This is a genomic window from Maribellus maritimus (assembly GCF_022267315.1).
In the GTDB taxonomy this organism is placed as follows: Bacteria; Bacteroidota; Bacteroidia; order Bacteroidales; family Prolixibacteraceae; genus Draconibacterium; species Draconibacterium maritimum.
The window spans coordinates 229627-245194 of record NZ_JAIKLE010000004.1; the positions used below are offsets into that span (position 1 = coordinate 229627).

Sequence of the window (15568 nt, forward strand, 5' to 3'; positions counted from 1 at the left end):
ATTTAAACAACTGTTAGGTAAATACCAAATTCAACGAATTTTGTTTTTTTTGCATCGTTGGCTAAGTTGTTTATTTTCTAGGTAATTATGAACAACCCTGCCAAGGCATATGAAGTTAAAATATTTTATTCCATCCCGATAGGAGCACCTTGCGGTGGCATTTCGTTTTTTATTTCTTTGAATTTCTCCGGATTTGTATTAAAGAACTCTATTTGATGAACAGCATACGCGTAATGTGATTTAGATTCCGAAAGAGATACAGAATTACTTTTTTGGCTGGCCAACGTTTTAAGATCCTGAATCTTTTGCCATGTCAGTGCTTTTACTTCTGATGTGGCATCTGGGTTTAAGGCCAGTTGCATCAGGTTTACCAGGAGTGTATTATTGGCTACTTTCTGCAACTCACCATCCATCCCGCTTGTCAGGGGAGTTTCCCATGTGGCAGAAACCAGTTCGTCCAGTATTTTGGAAAAACCCGGCTGGTTGGTATTCCTTGCATGATATTCGATTAAACGTTGTGCCCGTTGCGGGTTTAACAGTTCACTAAAAACCATATTCGTTAATTTTCCGGCAGCGCTTAGAGGGTCAAAAGTTAATCCGGTATTTGATTTTATGTTTTCAGCAGAACTCCTGCCGTAGCCCATGGGCTTGGGAGGAATCATCCGGAGTAATTTCTCCGGGATTTTCAGCTCTTTGGGCGAGATGGTTTGCAACAGAATCTGTAAAGCTTTCTCCTGGTCTTCGGACGAAATCATTTCAGTTATCATTTGTCCGTCACCTTTTAAAGCATACCGGTAGTTTAATCCACCGATTATTTTTGCTGCCGCAGTAATCTGATAACGATGGTAATAATATACCGGAACAAGAACATCTTCCAGGATAGCGTAAGGTGTTCCTTCAGGAATCGTGTTTTCGCCAAAGTTACTTAAAGCAATCCTTCTGATTTCCATCATTCTTTCCAGTTCTTTGTATGGGTTTTCCCCATTGTCCCACTGGCTGGTATATGGCTGGATGCCTCCTCCGGAAGTCCGATCGGAGAGAAAAGTTGTACCGTTTTTTATATAATCCTGAATGATTCTACCGAGGCCTTCTTTTTCCTTTTTTTCGTCTGAAAATTCGTGGTAGCCATAGTTAATCGCAATTTTATCCCAGTCTCCGATTTTATCATCGTAAGCTTCTGAAAGGTCTATTTTTCCATTTTTAATTTTTACCAGCGGCTGCGGATAATCCATAACCGAAGCACGGTTTTCGCTGCTTGAACTGTAGGCGTGGGCCAGGCCAATGGTGTGTCCGACCTCGTGTGCTGAAAGTTGACGAATACGTGCCAGCGCCATTTCTTTGGCTTTTTCAATCTCTTTTGTGTTTTTTCCAAAAGGTGAAATCAGTCCTTGTGCAATCATAAAATCCTGGCGTATCCTGAGCGAGCCCAAAGAAACATGTCCTTTTAATATTTCACCGGTTCTGGGATCGCTTACTGTTGAGCCATAGGACCAGCCTCGTGTTGAGCGGTGCACCCACTGAATGGTGTTGTAGCGCACATCCTGCATGTCGGCACCCTGGGGCATCTCTTTTAAAATAAACGCATTTTTGAATCCGGCTTCTTCAAAAGCTTCGTTCCACCAGCTTGCGCCTTCAATAAGTGCCGATTTAATTGGTTCCGGAGTTCCCCTGTCAACATAATATATAATCGGCTCAACCGGTTCGCTTATTCGGGCATTTGGGTTTTTCTTTTCCAGCCGGTGCCGTTCAATAAAACGTTTAACAATTGGTTGATCAAAAGGAGTTGCATAGTCCTGATAAGTGGTCGAGAAATAACCTGCCCTTGGATCAAATGCCCTTGGTTTGTAGTCGTTATCCGGCAGTTCAATAAACGAATGATGAATATAAATACTTATCACATCTGAGCTTGGCGTAACGGTGCGTACAAATTTTCCCGCTGGTTCTCCGGTAAATGTAATCAGTGCTTCAAATTCACTGTTTTTTGGGAAACTTTTTAGCCCGTCCCGGTATATTGCCGAACGCGATTTATCAATTTTATAATTTCCTTCTTTGTTCCGTTGTAAGGTTGCAGAAACATTAGCCGCATCCAGGAGGAAAAAATCGGTAGCATCAACATAAAATTTGCCGCTTTCTTCTTTTTCAATTTTGAACCCCCAAAGTACTGATATAGCAAATGCATCGTCAACGGCTTTTATTTCATCGTCGTTTTTACTCGAAGCCCGGTAGTCGTAGTTGGATTGTACAAGTAATAATTTATTTCCTGCTTTTACAAATTTTACCACTTTAGTTCCGGTAAGCTTTCCCCTGTCAAGGCCTAAGTCGTTTGAACCCACCCCCGAAGCAAGAGATGTCACATACAAAAACTCTGCGTCAAGCTTATCAACTTCAAGTGTTACTTTATTTTCTTTTTCAGAATATGAAAAGTTAAAAAAACCGGTGAATTCTTCGCCAAAGGCAATAAAAGGTAAAAATGTAATGAGATATAAAATGGAAGCAGTCACAATTTTTTTCATAAGAACAGATGTTTGTATTTGTTATAAATATCGGAAAATTTCATTTTAAATTCCGATTTTTTGAGTAAGTGCTACTCATGCTAATGAAACATTAACAAACAATCATTTCAATTTGATTAAGTTTCCCAGGTGTTATTTAAAAACTTTTTAATACGTGGTTCAATTTTGGGTTAAAACATGAGATTTACGAGGCAGTTTACCACTTTTTTTTCAAAAGGCAGACATCAAAATGATTTGTTAATTTATTTTCAATCTATTGTGTAACAGGTCACCAAATCTTTAGCATTTCATTTTAAAATTTATCTTTGTCTGCTGGAAATTTTTTTTTATTAAAAACGACCATAAATCAAACTGAGTTTAACGATTCAATGTAAAGTATATTTATTATAAATCTAAACCGTAACAGCAGTTACATAAAATTATCAACTTATGAGTAATATTTTCTTATTAGTACCCATTGCCTCCATTTTGGCACTGGTATTTGCCTGGATTTTCTTCAAATCGTTGATGAAAAATTCAGAAGGTACTGATCGGATGAAAGAGATTGCACAATATGTTCGCGAAGGTGCAATGGCTTATCTGAAGAGACAGTATAAAGTTGTAATAATTGTTTTTGTCGTTCTGTTTATCCTGCTAACAATAATGGCGTATTTTGGTGTTCAAAATCCATTTGTACCCATCGCCTTTTTAACCGGAGGTTTCTTTTCCGGACTTTGCGGATTTTTGGGAATGAAAACAGCCACTTTTGCTTCGGCGAGAACAGCCCACGGTGCTTCACAATCGCTGAATAAAGGTTTGCAGGTAGCATTCCGTAGTGGCGCCGTAATGGGATTAGTTGTTGTAGGATTTGCCCTTCTTGATATTGCCGCATGGTATTTACTGTTGAGTAAAGTGATTTTTACTCCTGAACATATGGCTAACGGTTTGCATTTTCTTGGTCTCCAGTTTGTTCATGAGGGAACAACCGAAACACAAAAGCTGGTTGAAATTACAACTACGATGTTAACCTTTGGGATGGGCGCATCTACACAGGCATTGTTTGCACGTGTTGGCGGTGGTATTTATACTAAAGCGGCTGACGTTGGTGCCGATCTGGTTGGAAAAGTTGAAGCTGGTATCCCTGAAGATGACCCACGTAACCCTGCAACCATTGCAGATAATGTTGGTGATAATGTTGGCGATGTTGCCGGTATGGGAGCCGATCTTTATGAAAGTTATGCAGGTTCGATACTTGCAACTGCTGCGTTAGGAGCTGCGCTTCCGGCGGTTGCTCTGGCCGGTACAGGAATTGACCCGATTAAAGCTGTAACTGCACCAATGATTGTTGCTGCTATAGGTATTGTTTTATCCATCATTGGTATTTTTATGGTTCGTACAAAAGAATCAGCAACACAAAAAACATTATTAAGAGCTTTATTTATAGGAACTTTTGGTAGTTCTGTTCTTATACTTCTTGCCTTGGTAGGTTTGGCATTTATGGGATGGATTACCTGGGGTGTTTTCTGGGCTGTTGTTATTGGTTTGGCAGCCGGTGTTATTATCGGTCAGGCAACCGAATATTATACTTCCGATGAATATAAACCTACAAAAGGTATTGCACATCAGGCACAACAAGGCCCTGCCACAACCATTATCGATGGAATTGCTGTTGGAATGAATTCAACCTGGATTCCGGTAGTAACTATTGTACTTGGTATCATGGGAGCTTTCTGGGCTGCCGGTGGTGCTCAGCATTTTGCAATGGGAGTATACGGAATTGGTTTTGCCGCTGTTGGTATGCTTTCAACATTAGGTATTACGCTCGCAACCGATGCTTTTGGCCCTATTGCTGATAACGCAGGTGGAAATGCTGAAATGTCGGAATTACCTCCTGAAGTTCGTGAAAGAACCGATGCTTTGGATATGTTAGGAAATACTACTGCTGCAACAGGTAAAGGTTTTGCCATTGGTTCTGCTGCACTTACTGCAATGGCACTTATTTCGGCTTACATGGAAGAAGTAAGATTGTGGTTTGGTAAAATAGCCAAAGGTGGTGAAGGATTTGTTGCTAAAGGTCAGTATGTTTTTTATAATGATGTTGCTCCTGCAGTAGAAGAAGGTATAAAAGCTGTAAAAATTTCAGCTGCTTCTGTAAAAGATTTTTCAGCTGCTTACGATATTACATTGTTTAATCCATTGTTCCTTGGTGGATTGTTCCTTGGTTCAATGATGGCATTCCTGTTTAGTGCAATGACAATGAAAGCTGTTGGACGTGCAGCCGGTGCGATGGTTGATGAAGTTCGTCGTCAGTTCCGCGAAATTAAAGGTATTTTGGAAGGGAAAGCAACACCTGAATATGCAAAATGTGTTGAGATTTCAACCAAAGGAGCCCAGAGAGAGATGTTGGTTCCTTCACTTGTTGCTATCATTGTTCCCGTAATTGTTGGTGCGTCAATGGGAGTTGCCGGGGTAATTGGTCTTTTAGCCGGAGGTTTAACTGCTGGTTTTACGCTGGCTGTATTTATGAATAACGCCGGAGGGGCATGGGATAACGCTAAAAAATTCATTGAAAAAGGAAATTACGGAGGAAAGGGAAGCGAAGCTCATAAAGCAGGTGTTGTAGGTGATACCGTAGGTGATCCTTTCAAAGATACTTCTGGTCCTTCATTGAACATCCTTATTAAACTTATGACAATGGTCTCAGTTGTAATGGCTGGGTTAACCGTAACATTAAGTTTGCTGTAAATTATTGATTGTAATAGAATTAATATAATTAAGCCACTTGTATTGTTACAAGTGGTTTTTTTGTGCCTTTTTTAATTTTAAAAATATTAGGATAAATTTAGAATTATTCTTGAACAAAATATTTCTAAATTTAGTTACTTATTGTGAACAGGAATAAAACATTAAAAATCAAATATTATGGCAGACTTATCAACAACCTACATGGGTATAAAATTAAAAAACCCATTAATTCTTGGAGCTTGCAATCTGGTTAACAAGCCTGAAACAATCAAACAAATTGAAGATGCCGGAATTGGGGCAATTGTTTATCGTTCGTTGTTTGAGGAGCAAATTCAACTTGAAAATCTTCAGATGGATGAAGAACTCAATGAGTATAACGAACGTAACGCTGAAATGACTGATTTGTTTCCAACACTGGAACATGCGGGCCCTAAAGAACATTTATATAATCTTGAAAAATTGAAAAAAAGTGTAAATGTTCCGGTTTTTGCAAGTTTAAATGCAATTTACGAACCTACGTGGGTTGAATATGCCAAAGAATTAGAGAAAACAGGTGTTGATGGTTTGGAAATTAATTTGTACGCTACTCCCGGCTATTTCGAAGTGACCGGGAAATCTATCGAGGATAAACAGATTCAGATTGTAAAAGCAGTAAAAAAAGCAGTTAACATTCCCGTAAGTGTTAAAATAAGTATGTTTTATTCCAATCCGCTTAATTTTATTAAAAAGGTTGATGAAGCCGGCGCAGATGCCTATGTCTTATTTAACCGTTTTTTCCAGCCCGAGATTGATGCGGAAAAGGAAGAATATTACTATCCATGGGAGTTGAGTAATCCCAAAGATCACATGGTTAGTTTGCGTTATGCGGGGCTGCTTTACGGAAATCTGGAAGGAAGTATTTGTGCCAGTCGCGGAATTTACAGTGCGCAGGATGTAATTAAGATGATACTTGCCGGTGCAGATGCTGTGCAAATGGTGAGTACGATATACAAAAACCAGCCTTCTGTTGTTTCTGATATTCTGATTGAATTAAACAAGTGGATGGAGGAAAAAGAATACAAGTCTTTGGGCGACTTCAGAGGAAAACTTTCGCGGAAAAATATGAAAGACCCGTTTGCATATCAGAGAGCACAATATGTTGATATTCTCATGAAATCAGATTCGATATTTAAAAAATATCCGATGGTTTAGTTAGAGAGAATAACTAATTATTTTATATAAAAAGCAGGAAGCATATAGTTTCCTGCTTTTTTTTGTTTGACAGGAGAAATTCATTAGTTGTATTTTTTTTTGAGAAAATTATGATAATATAGTTTTAGAAATCAATAAGTAAAGGAGAAATATTTGTTTTGAAAAAAGGCAAAAAGGTATTATATTACATAGTGTTAGGAATAATCGTAAACCATTGAATCATTTTACTATGGAACCATTTATAGGTCAAATAATGCTGTTTGGAGGAAATTTCGCTCCAAGAGGATGGGCACTTTGTGATGGACAATTGCTTTCAATCACACAAAATCAGGCCTTATTTTCAATTCTAGGCACAACATATGGAGGAGACGGCCGAACAACTTTTGGGCTGCCTGATTTAAGAGGGCGTGTTCCAATGCATCCGGGTAATGGGCCGGGATTAACACCAAGAAGACTTGGAGAAAAATCGGGAGAAGAAAATATTCTGTTAAATATAAATCAGATTCCTGCACATAACCATAGTGCATCCGGGACTATTCAGGCAAAAAACGGACAAGCGGATGCTTCCAATCCGGGAGACGCTGTGGCTGCTACATTAAATAAAAATACAGAAGGATATGCCCAAAAAGCAAATACAACTATGAAGGCCGGAGGTGTCGATGTGACTGTTAATAATTCAGGAGGAAGTCTGCCTCACAACAATGTTCAGCCTTATCAGTGTATAAATTATATTATCGCGTTGCAGGGGATATATCCTTCTCGGGGCTAAGAGACATTACATCTAAAACATATGAATTTTGTGTTGGTTACAGTATTTGGTGATTTTTGCATGAAATACCCAAAGTATAAATGTGATTGAAGCCGATGTGCAGCAAGTTGACGATTGATTTGAGTTCCGAAGTTTCCGAAGAAAGTTTTTAGGCAAACGATATCATTGGAATTTTTTTGCAGGAGCAGTACAGAGTTTTTACGCGAAATGTTTTGAGTATGCCGAATAAGGGCGGGAAATGCATTTCCAGCCCATCAATATGATTAGCTGCCGGATTGGTAGGAAAAGGTGTTTGACTAAATAATAGATAACTCCAACGATAATTAAGTGTCTTTTAGGTTTCGTTATTTCTATTTTGTAACAATTTATTACAAGAGGTTAATTTTTTATTACAAAAAACCTATTTTCTTGATTAAAATCAAGTTGAATATAAGAATATTCGGCAAAAGTTTAATTCCTTTGTACTTCTTTGAATATTATTCCCTAAAATATCGTAAAATATGAAATATGGAACGCTTGATACAAATCACAAAATTTTATTAAAAAGGTTTATAGCAATATTAGCCTCATTGAGGGTATAGTTTGTCGCTTGCCACCTTGAAAAAAGTAAATTATTGTCCTTTATATTTGATTTGACAGAGTCCTTCAAGTGGATAACTATGTGTGTAAACTTAGGATGAACTAAAGATAAGTGTCGAATGGTTTTTGATTTATTAATTAACAGCTTAAAAAATCCGAAAAGCTTCAATTATATGCAAAGGGAGCAAGAAAAGATCATTCACTATTTAACTAAATTGAAATTAAACCTTCCCAATGATATTCTTGCAAAGATTGAAAAAGAGAAACACCAGAAGGGGACATATTTGGTTAAAGCAGGTCAACCCGTGTCTAAAATATGGTTTTTGGAGTCAGGTATAGCTCATCTTTTTTATCAAAAAGGGAGCCAAAAAGTTACTGAAACCTTTGCGTTTCCAAATGAAATATTTAGCGTATATACAAGTTTGATTCGGAAAAGTCCGTCCATATTATCTATTCAGCTACTTACAAATGCAGTAGTATGGTCGATGGAATGGGATTATTTTCAACAGATAAGCAAAAGTGTTCCCGTAACAATTGATATTGAACGTTTGTTGATAGCTTGTTGGATATATAATTCTATGGAACGTTCGCTAAATCGTTTTTTTACTGTGGAAGAACAATATTTATTTCTGATAAAACGTCAGCCGAAATTAATAGAACAGATTCCATCAGTCTATATAGCAAATTACCTTGGAACAACACCTGAAACTATAAGCAGGGTTAGATCCAAAATAAAAGATGGAGTGGATTTACCTGATGTTTCACCTTTTGAATACATCTTTATCAAAAGAAAAAAATAGATTCAAGTAATAATGTAATTTTTTTTGCTTCATTTTCATTTAATGACTTATGTCAATTTTAAGATAGTGGAAATAAAATAAAAACTTTTTTCTTTGTAAGAAGATAATATTTCTTATTTATAGAATGTAATTTTCGATACATACAAACCCGTTTTTTTCATTTTAAAATTGTGTCGAAAATTGATGGACGTAAATAATAAATTGTTTAACGATAATACGATTTAAGGTTCAAGCTGTATTCTGTACTGATTGTTTATTTACAGTAATAGATAAAGGAATGGTATAACTTCGCTCAGAGATTTTATATGTGAAATAAAAGAGCTGGTATTCCTTGTTTTTGTAAAGAAAGCATAATGGTACAATTGCAGCAAATTTTAAGGGTCATGAAAAAGATAAAGATACTTTATGTTGACGACGATCCTGCGCATATCTTGTTAATGTGCAGGGTATTGCTGGAAAGCAATTTTGAATTGGTACCTGCCTGTTCAGCTAAAGATGCAATTTCAATTTTAAACGACTCCCCAGAGCTGAAAATAGTAATTAGCGATTGGGTTATGCCAGAGATGGATGGATTGGAGCTGGTTCAGTATGTAAATGAATCGTATCCGGATAAAATTTGCTATATGTTGTCTGGTAGCAACAGGACAGATAAGGTGAAGAGTTTTGAAGAAAAAGGATTTATCAGGAAATATTTTCCAAAACCCGTCAATAAAGAAATATTGATGGAGGAGATGGATAATATAAGCAGTTTGTTGAATTTGAATTAGTTATTGAATATTTTGAAAGTAAAAGAGTGTAAATTTATTATGTGACGCAAAGATTGATGTTTTTACAAACCTCTGGACTACACCGGGAGTTTGAAACTCCCGGTGTTTCCTTTTCCCGTTTTGAATTGATATCTCTGCTGAAAACGAAATTTTGAGAATATGTTTTACGATAATATGAAATAAGTAATAAACTCAGAGTTACATAGATAATACCGTCCGTCCTTTCAGGTTTGCAAACAATGGGTGAAATCCCAGCCCATGAAACAGGATGCCGGCTGAGACATAATCATCTTCAAATGTATTCTACATACCATCACCGTTAGAAGGCCGGCTCCTGTTGTTTGCAACGCCTCTCCCAGAAAAGGCTGAAGAGATTATAGAATTTTTGTTATTACAGATATTCTGAACATTAAGTAGGTTTTTTTGTAGTTGTTGTTACTCATAATTTTCTAAAAAAATAAGTAAAGCCCGAGTCTTTTTAAGTAAAGTGTAATTAATAATTAGGTTTACAAAGCATCGCTTTTCAGCATTAAAAATCTGTAGTTTTATTCTGTTTGTTTTTACTTTGTACTATAACAAATTGATAATATCTTTCAAGATATATAAGAAATGAAGATGATGATTACAAACCTTATTTTTAGAGAGTTTAAAAATTACGAAACCTTTTAAAGGTACTGGACGCAAAACTTTAGAGGTCTAAGAACTATGAAAAAGCTATTCCGAAACTCAGGGATAGTTTTTTTTATGTTTTTTTTCAGATGAATATTCATTCGACTTTTTCCGTTTTTTTATTTTTTTTGAAATAGCCCCAACAACATCGGAAGGAGAAAACTTTAAAATTTTCAGCGACGTCGCTTCTGAGCGCATTACACTATTTTCTCGATTGACCATGTCCTGTACCACCTCTTTTTCAGTGAGTTTATCAGTGGGAGTGGGGTTAGGATTCCATCCCATTGATTCGATATTTTTCTTTGCGTTTATCATATCATCCTGTGGATTGGAAAAGATATCAACTTCTATTATATTGATGGTATCCAATGCAATTTGGATAACCGGATTAACCATTAGATCAAAAACTTTTATTCTTTGAGACATGTATGACACATGTGAAATCATTAGAGAATCACCGGGAAGCACCCACATGTCGAATATACCGTTTTGTCGACTAACGGCTTTGTTGAGGTTGCGGTAATTTAAAATGTATACATCTGCAACCGGATTGGAATCTCCATCAATTATCCGGCCTTGAATATGAAATTCTTTTTCCTGCGAGAGTGCAAAAGAGCAAGTAAGAACAAAAAGTAGCAGAGTTAGCAGTTTCATGACTTTTGTTTTATATCCACTAATTTCTGAAAAACTCTCCTTAAATTGCCTGAAAAAATGGTAAATGATGTTAATGTCTGTTCTCAATTTCTATCGAAGGTTCATCAATTGAAAGTACGCTAATTCGTTTCTATGGCAGAGGCTGTTAGTGATTGTTACCATATTAAACGTATTCCACTTTTACTTTTTTGAAGAATTTGTGCACCAGAATTTTTACAATTCGTTTTACCACAAATTTTCTCAATTCCAGTTCCAGTGGTTGTTCCGGATCCTGGTGTGCCCAGTTGATACGAGTTCCTACAATTATATCAATACTATCGTGTTGAAGTAAAAGTTTAACAACCTGCTCTGGCGGACTATCCTGTAATTTTGTGTCGCTGTCGTAATTCTCCAGAATGTCTTCAACTTTTCCCAGTGTCAAAATTCCTTCTGTAACCATCTCAAAACCTGACATTGTTGCCGAAGGTGGTAATGCTGTTGCTTTTTTTTCACCGTGCTGGATGTTTACTTCAAGATTTAATTCGCGGGCGATAATTTCGGCTGTTGTACCCCCGCAAATAATTTTTTTGCCTTTAAATCCCTGAACGCGTCCAACAAAATCATAGTCTTTAATCTTGTAAAACGGAGGGCCTGTAATGAGCATAAATTTTCTGGGCTCTCTAAAATAAATTACACCACAGGTTGTATCATCTTTCACCGAAAAGTTGTCATTCATTACTGCCTGGTTTAAGATTTTCCGCGAAAGTTTTGTTGCCGAGATATCCGGCATCCGGCCTACCTGATTTAATATAAAATTTTCAATTTTTTCCATTCCCCATCCCAGCGGGAAACGATTGTTCCCCAACCCTGATTGAGGAACCCCATCAGACATAAATATAATCCTGTCCTCTTTAAAAGCTTTAAATTCACGACAACGTAATAATTTTCCCAAATTTGCTTCTCCGCGGATTTTTAATTCATATTCTTTGGGTTGAAATAATTTCCCGTTTCGAAGAATTAAAACAGTCGGATTATCATAGTTAATTATTCTTACATATCCCTCAGGGTCAATTTCAATGATGGTAAATGTGGCGTAGTTTTCCTTTCCGTCGTTACTTTTAGGAAGGGCTTCCATAATAATCCTGGCTGCAACTTCGGGTTTGGTATGTAGTTTTGTATATTTTAAAGCCATGGTTGCGGTAAGTGTGCCAAGTACATTTGCCCTGATTCCATGACCAATCCCGTCGCTTAAAACCAAAATTGTACGACTCTCTTCTTTGGTGATACTCGATTCAAAAACATCGCCGCAGGCAATCTCTCCTTTTGGCTTTTTTTGCTGAACATCAATTTCTACGTGGTAGCCCGGGTTATTCGTCGTCACCATATCTGTGCGATTCAATAATTGAGTTTAAAAGTTCTTCTGTTTCTGCTGCATTTTCGCCTAACAATCGGGCAATTTTTTGTACTGTTTCTATATTCTGGATTTTTATCCGCTGTGCCCGGTTAATGATTTCATCGCGCACCAGCATCGGCGCAGACATGTCGCGGATAACGGCACCTACAACCTTTTGTTTATAAAGAGTTACAACAGAAACATGCAGTAGTTTATTCTGAAACTTAATGTCACGCTCCAGGATCTCTTCTCCTGACGTGAGAATACTCGACATCATTTTAAAAATTACTTCAGGCACAAGGACACTAACATCCGCCCCCTTTAAGCCCGGAATCGTTTCAAACAACTCGGAGGTTTCTTCGCCCATTAGCTGCGCAAAGCTAACGTTCGAATCCACTACTTTGTGGTTATCGTCCATCATCAAAATACCCACGTTAATTTTATGCAACATGTGTGAAGAAACCTCCATCGATTCCTGTGCTTTTTTCAGGCGGGTTTCTGTTCGTTTCAATTCGGTTATATCGTTAATTGAGCCTACAATACCTATAACTTTATCATCATTGTCGTGTATTACGGCTTTGTTAAAAATGACATTATGAATGGTTCCGTCGGAATGTTTAATTTGATTTTCATACACTTGTACACCTGTTGATTCAAGCAATTCTTTGTCGCGACGTGAATAAATATCAGCCATTTCCCTGGAATGAATATCGTACACGGACTTTCCAACTATTTGCTCGCGAAGGCGACCAATAAACTTTTCATGAGCTTTGTTGCAAGCCTGGTAAACTCCATTTAAATCTCTGTAGAAAATAGGAATGGGGAGCGCATCAATAATTTTCTGATGAAATTCCGGGTCATCAATATTATTGGTCAAAAATGATTTTTTATCGTAGATCATATTTTGGTTTTTCGAAATTTGGAATGTGAAAATTAACAAATAAAGCCTTTATTTCAATTCATTTTAAATCTATTTGAAAACAGTTTTTTATGATGAAAAGCTGATTATTTGAATTTTTGTTCGTTTATCTTTGTTTGAAGAACAAATATATCTCAAAAATAAAACCATTTAAATTCAACAGTGAAAATTAGTGATATTCAAAAATTAACAGAAGCCCGAATCATTGCCGGCGACTTACTGACAGAAAAAAATATAAAAAAGGCATTTAGTTCAGATTTAATGAGTGATGTTCTAACGCTTGATGAGGAAGATATTTTGCTGATAACAGGCCTTGCAAATGTGCAGTTGCTTCGCACAGCTGAAATGGCAGATATTCATGTTGTTTTACTTGCCAGAAATAAAAAGGCTTCACCGGAAATGATACAACTGGCCAAAGAAAATAAGATTGTTTTGCTTGAAACTCCATTTTCGATTTTCAGAGCAAGTGGGGTGTTATTCTCAAACGGAATAAAACCGGTGTATTAATGGAACTTGTTTTTGAAATAGAAGGAGGCGATTTTACAAGTGCCGGAAATGCATCGAGTAAAATCAAAAAAGTGTTGAAACAATTAAATATTGATTCAAAAACAATAAAACGAATTGTAATTGCTGTTTACGAGGCGGAGGTAAATATCGTGGCACATGCCAAAAAAGGGATTTTGAAAGCATCCATAGGTAGTCATTTTATTGAAGTAAAACTAACTGATAAAGGGCCGGGAATTGAGGATGTGGAAAAAGCGATGGAAGCGGGTTTTTCTACCGCTTCAAAGCAGGTGCGGGAAATGGGTTTTGGTGCAGGCATGGGACTGCCTAACATAAAAAAAAATGTTGATGAACTGGATATTATAAGTGAGATGGGCAAAGGTACGCTTGTAAAGTTTAAAAATTACTTTTAATGGAAGAGGGGCAAAAATATCATGCAATAAAAGTGGACGAAGAGAAATGTTTTGGGTGTACACATTGTATGAAAGCATGTCCAACCGAAGCAATTCGTATCGTAAACGGAGTAGCCTCTATTCGCCCGGAGAGATGTGTGGATTGCGGCAACTGTTTGCGTGCTTGTCCGGCCAAAGCATTTTATGTGGAACAGGATGATTTGCAGAATATTTTTGATTACAATTACCGTATTGCACTTTTTCCGTCGGTTTTAATCGGGCAGTTTCCTGAAAAATATTCGGAGGACCAGATTTACCAGGCAATTTTAAAATTAGGGTTTACTCATATTTATGAGGTAGAACAACCTATTCGTTGGCTTTCGGAGGAAATAAAGAAGAAAACCGGCAGAAATCGGGAGCATCCGGTAATTTCTTCATTTTGTCCGGCAGTTGTACGCCTGATACAATCAAAATATCCTTCGCTGGCTGAGAATATAACTCCATTAAAAGCTCCCCACGATTTAGCCGCAAATTTTGCAATTGAAGAATTAAAGGCAAAAGGGGCAAATGAAGGTGAAATCGGTATTTTTTATATCAGTCCCTGTTCTGCAAAGATGGCCGCAGTGAACCAGCCGCTTGGAGAGAAAAAATCGGTTGTAAACGGAACCATCAATATGAAGGATTTGTACAACCGGATAATGAAAATAATTTTAAAAGATAAAACGGAGGATTTCTCTCCCTTGCGAAAAAATCTTAGTCGCGACGGAATCTTGTGGAGTTTGCCCCGCGGGGAATCCAGACAGTTTAAAAGCAGGGCCATGTCTATCGACGGAATTCATAACGTGGTGAAATTTTTGGAACGCCTGGAAAACGAAGAGATTGCCGGTCTTGACTATCTCGAATTAAAGTCATGCAGTCAGGGATGTGCCGGGGGTATTTTATTAACAGGAAATCGGTTTCTTACTTCGGAACGTTTGCAAAAACGCGCTCTGCGATATCCGTCTGCATCAAAAACAGAAGTGCCGGATGTTGGCAAAACGATTGTTCAGAAAAAGTTGCAGGCAGATAAAATAGAAGCAAAAAGCATTTTTGTGTTGCATGAGGATCGGGTAAAAGCATTGGACCGGATGCAAAAGGCAGGCAAAATTCTTTGTCAGCTTCCGGGTATTGATTGTGGAGCTTGCGGGGCACCTAACTGCCATGCCCTTGCGGAAGACATGGTTCAGGGGAATGCTAAAATGACGGACTGTATCTTTTTACAAAAGAGATATATAAAAGAAAATAAATTATCGGTTGAAAAAGGATTTAAAAGCCTTGAAAAGGTATGGGGCCAAAAACGTTTTGATGCCGATTGTAATAAAAAAGGCGGACGAAATGAAGGTTTCTGATTTGGTTGAAAAGTTTAATCTAATAGTATTTTCAGGTAATAATGGCCTTGAAAATGAAATATCGGGAGGTTATGTTTCCGATTTATTGAGTGATGTGATGGGAAATGCCGGCGAAGGCGAAGTCTGGATTACACTCCAAACCCATCAGAATGTAATGGCTGTCGCGTCATTAAAGGACCTGGCAGCAGTAATATTGGTAAAAGGATTTGAGCCAGAAACTGAAACATTAAACAAAAGCAACGAAGAGGGAATTCCCATATTAGGAACCCGTTGGGGAACGTTTGAAACTGTAGGGAAACTTTATAATTTTCTTCAGGAAGATTAATC

13 protein-coding genes are annotated in these 15568 nt (G+C 37.4%); 9 read left to right on the forward strand and 4 right to left on the reverse strand.

All coding sequences use genetic code 11. The annotated features are described in order from the left end of the window. Positions 1-125: 125 nt before the first annotated feature. Positions 126-2513, reverse strand: coding sequence for a zinc-dependent metalloprotease (locus tag K5G00_RS05665; protein ID WP_238765183.1), 2388 nt, complete (start codon positions 2511-2513; stop codon positions 126-128). Positions 2514-2942: 429 nt separating this feature from the next. Between K5G00_RS05665 and K5G00_RS05670 the strand changes: the two genes are divergently transcribed. The 5 genes from K5G00_RS05670 (at position 2943) to K5G00_RS05690 (ending at position 9343) form a co-directional block, all read left to right on the forward strand. Continuing rightward, positions 2943-5237 (forward strand): sodium-translocating pyrophosphatase, encoded by a 2295-nt coding sequence (locus K5G00_RS05670; RefSeq protein ID WP_238765189.1) that lies wholly within the window; start codon positions 2943-2945, stop codon positions 5235-5237. Between the two features lie 177 nt (positions 5238-5414). Next, complete coding sequence (locus K5G00_RS05675) at positions 5415-6428, forward strand: dihydroorotate dehydrogenase-like protein (RefSeq protein WP_238765190.1); 1014 nt, start codon at positions 5415-5417, stop codon at positions 6426-6428. 229 nt (positions 6429-6657) lie between these two features. Further along, a complete protein-coding gene (locus tag K5G00_RS05680) occupies positions 6658-7197 on the forward strand; it encodes a phage tail protein (protein WP_238765191.1) in 540 nt (179 codons plus the stop codon). A 752-nt stretch (positions 7198-7949) separates the two neighbouring features. Further along, positions 7950-8576 (forward strand): Crp/Fnr family transcriptional regulator, encoded by a 627-nt coding sequence (locus K5G00_RS05685; protein ID WP_238765192.1) that lies wholly within the window; start codon positions 7950-7952, stop codon positions 8574-8576. A gap of 383 nt (positions 8577-8959) precedes the next feature. Next, positions 8960-9343, forward strand: a complete 384-nt coding sequence (locus K5G00_RS05690) for a response regulator (protein ID WP_238765193.1) — start codon at positions 8960-8962, stop codon at positions 9341-9343. A gap of 726 nt (positions 9344-10069) precedes the next feature. Here K5G00_RS05690 and K5G00_RS05695 read toward each other — a convergent pair. The 3 genes from K5G00_RS05695 to K5G00_RS05705 form a co-directional block, all read right to left on the reverse strand. Further along, a complete protein-coding gene (locus K5G00_RS05695) occupies positions 10070-10666 on the reverse strand; it encodes a hypothetical protein (protein ID WP_238765194.1) in 597 nt (198 codons plus the stop codon). Between the two features lie 163 nt (positions 10667-10829). Beyond that, on the reverse strand, positions 10830-12029 hold the full coding sequence (locus tag K5G00_RS05700; RefSeq protein WP_238765195.1) for a SpoIIE family protein phosphatase: 1200 nt from the start codon (positions 12027-12029) through the stop codon (positions 10830-10832). Further along, complete coding sequence (locus K5G00_RS05705; RefSeq protein WP_238765196.1) at positions 12013-12939, reverse strand: PAS domain-containing protein; 927 nt, start codon at positions 12937-12939, stop codon at positions 12013-12015. The genes K5G00_RS05700 and K5G00_RS05705 overlap by 17 nt, the downstream gene beginning before the upstream one ends. A gap of 180 nt (positions 12940-13119) precedes the next feature. Between K5G00_RS05705 and K5G00_RS05710 the strand changes: the two genes are divergently transcribed. The 4 genes from K5G00_RS05710 to K5G00_RS05725 are packed head-to-tail and all read left to right on the forward strand — an operon-like array spanning position 13120 to position 15566. Further along, positions 13120-13464 carry a hypothetical protein gene (locus K5G00_RS05710; protein WP_238765197.1) on the forward strand — a complete coding sequence of 115 codons (345 nt, stop codon included), beginning with the start codon at positions 13120-13122 and terminating at the stop codon, positions 13462-13464. Next, the gene (locus K5G00_RS05715; protein ID WP_238765198.1) at positions 13464-13874 is read left to right on the forward strand and encodes an ATP-binding protein; all 411 of its coding nucleotides are present in this window, start codon (positions 13464-13466) and stop codon (positions 13872-13874) included. The genes K5G00_RS05710 and K5G00_RS05715 overlap by 1 nt, the downstream gene beginning before the upstream one ends. Continuing rightward, positions 13874-15241 carry a [Fe-Fe] hydrogenase large subunit C-terminal domain-containing protein gene (locus K5G00_RS05720; RefSeq protein WP_238765199.1) on the forward strand — a complete coding sequence of 456 codons (1368 nt, stop codon included), beginning with the start codon at positions 13874-13876 and terminating at the stop codon, positions 15239-15241. Before K5G00_RS05715 ends, K5G00_RS05720 begins: the two co-directional genes overlap by 1 nt. Further along, a complete protein-coding gene (locus tag K5G00_RS05725) occupies positions 15228-15566 on the forward strand; it encodes a DRTGG domain-containing protein (RefSeq protein WP_238765200.1) in 339 nt (112 codons plus the stop codon). The genes K5G00_RS05720 and K5G00_RS05725 overlap by 14 nt, the downstream gene beginning before the upstream one ends. Positions 15567-15568 lie beyond the last annotated feature (2 nt).

Excerpts from the sequence above, each read along its gene's own strand:
- K5G00_RS05725 (WP_238765200.1), top strand. The coding sequence starts at position 15,228 with ATGAAGGTTTCTGATTTGGTTGAAAAGTTTAATCTAATAGTATTTTCA.
- K5G00_RS05720 (WP_238765199.1), top strand. The coding sequence starts at position 13,874 with ATGGAAGAGGGGCAAAAATATCATGCAATAAAAGTGGACGAAGAGAAA.
- K5G00_RS05705 (WP_238765196.1), bottom strand. The coding sequence starts at position 12,939 with ATGATCTACGATAAAAAATCATTTTTGACCAATAATATTGATGACCCG.
- K5G00_RS05665 (WP_238765183.1), bottom strand. The coding sequence starts at position 2,513 with ATGAAAAAAATTGTGACTGCTTCCATTTTATATCTCATTACATTTTTA.
- K5G00_RS05700 (WP_238765195.1), bottom strand. The coding sequence starts at position 12,029 with ATGGTGACGACGAATAACCCGGGCTACCACGTAGAAATTGATGTTCAG.
- K5G00_RS05680 (WP_238765191.1), top strand. The coding sequence starts at position 6,658 with ATGGAACCATTTATAGGTCAAATAATGCTGTTTGGAGGAAATTTCGCT.
- K5G00_RS05690 (WP_238765193.1), top strand. The coding sequence starts at position 8,960 with ATGAAAAAGATAAAGATACTTTATGTTGACGACGATCCTGCGCATATC.
- K5G00_RS05685 (WP_238765192.1), top strand. The coding sequence starts at position 7,950 with ATGCAAAGGGAGCAAGAAAAGATCATTCACTATTTAACTAAATTGAAA.
- K5G00_RS05675 (WP_238765190.1), top strand. The coding sequence starts at position 5,415 with ATGGCAGACTTATCAACAACCTACATGGGTATAAAATTAAAAAACCCA.
- K5G00_RS05715 (WP_238765198.1), top strand. The coding sequence starts at position 13,464 with ATGGAACTTGTTTTTGAAATAGAAGGAGGCGATTTTACAAGTGCCGGA.
- K5G00_RS05670 (WP_238765189.1), top strand. The coding sequence starts at position 2,943 with ATGAGTAATATTTTCTTATTAGTACCCATTGCCTCCATTTTGGCACTG.
- K5G00_RS05695 (WP_238765194.1), bottom strand. The coding sequence starts at position 10,666 with ATGAAACTGCTAACTCTGCTACTTTTTGTTCTTACTTGCTCTTTTGCA.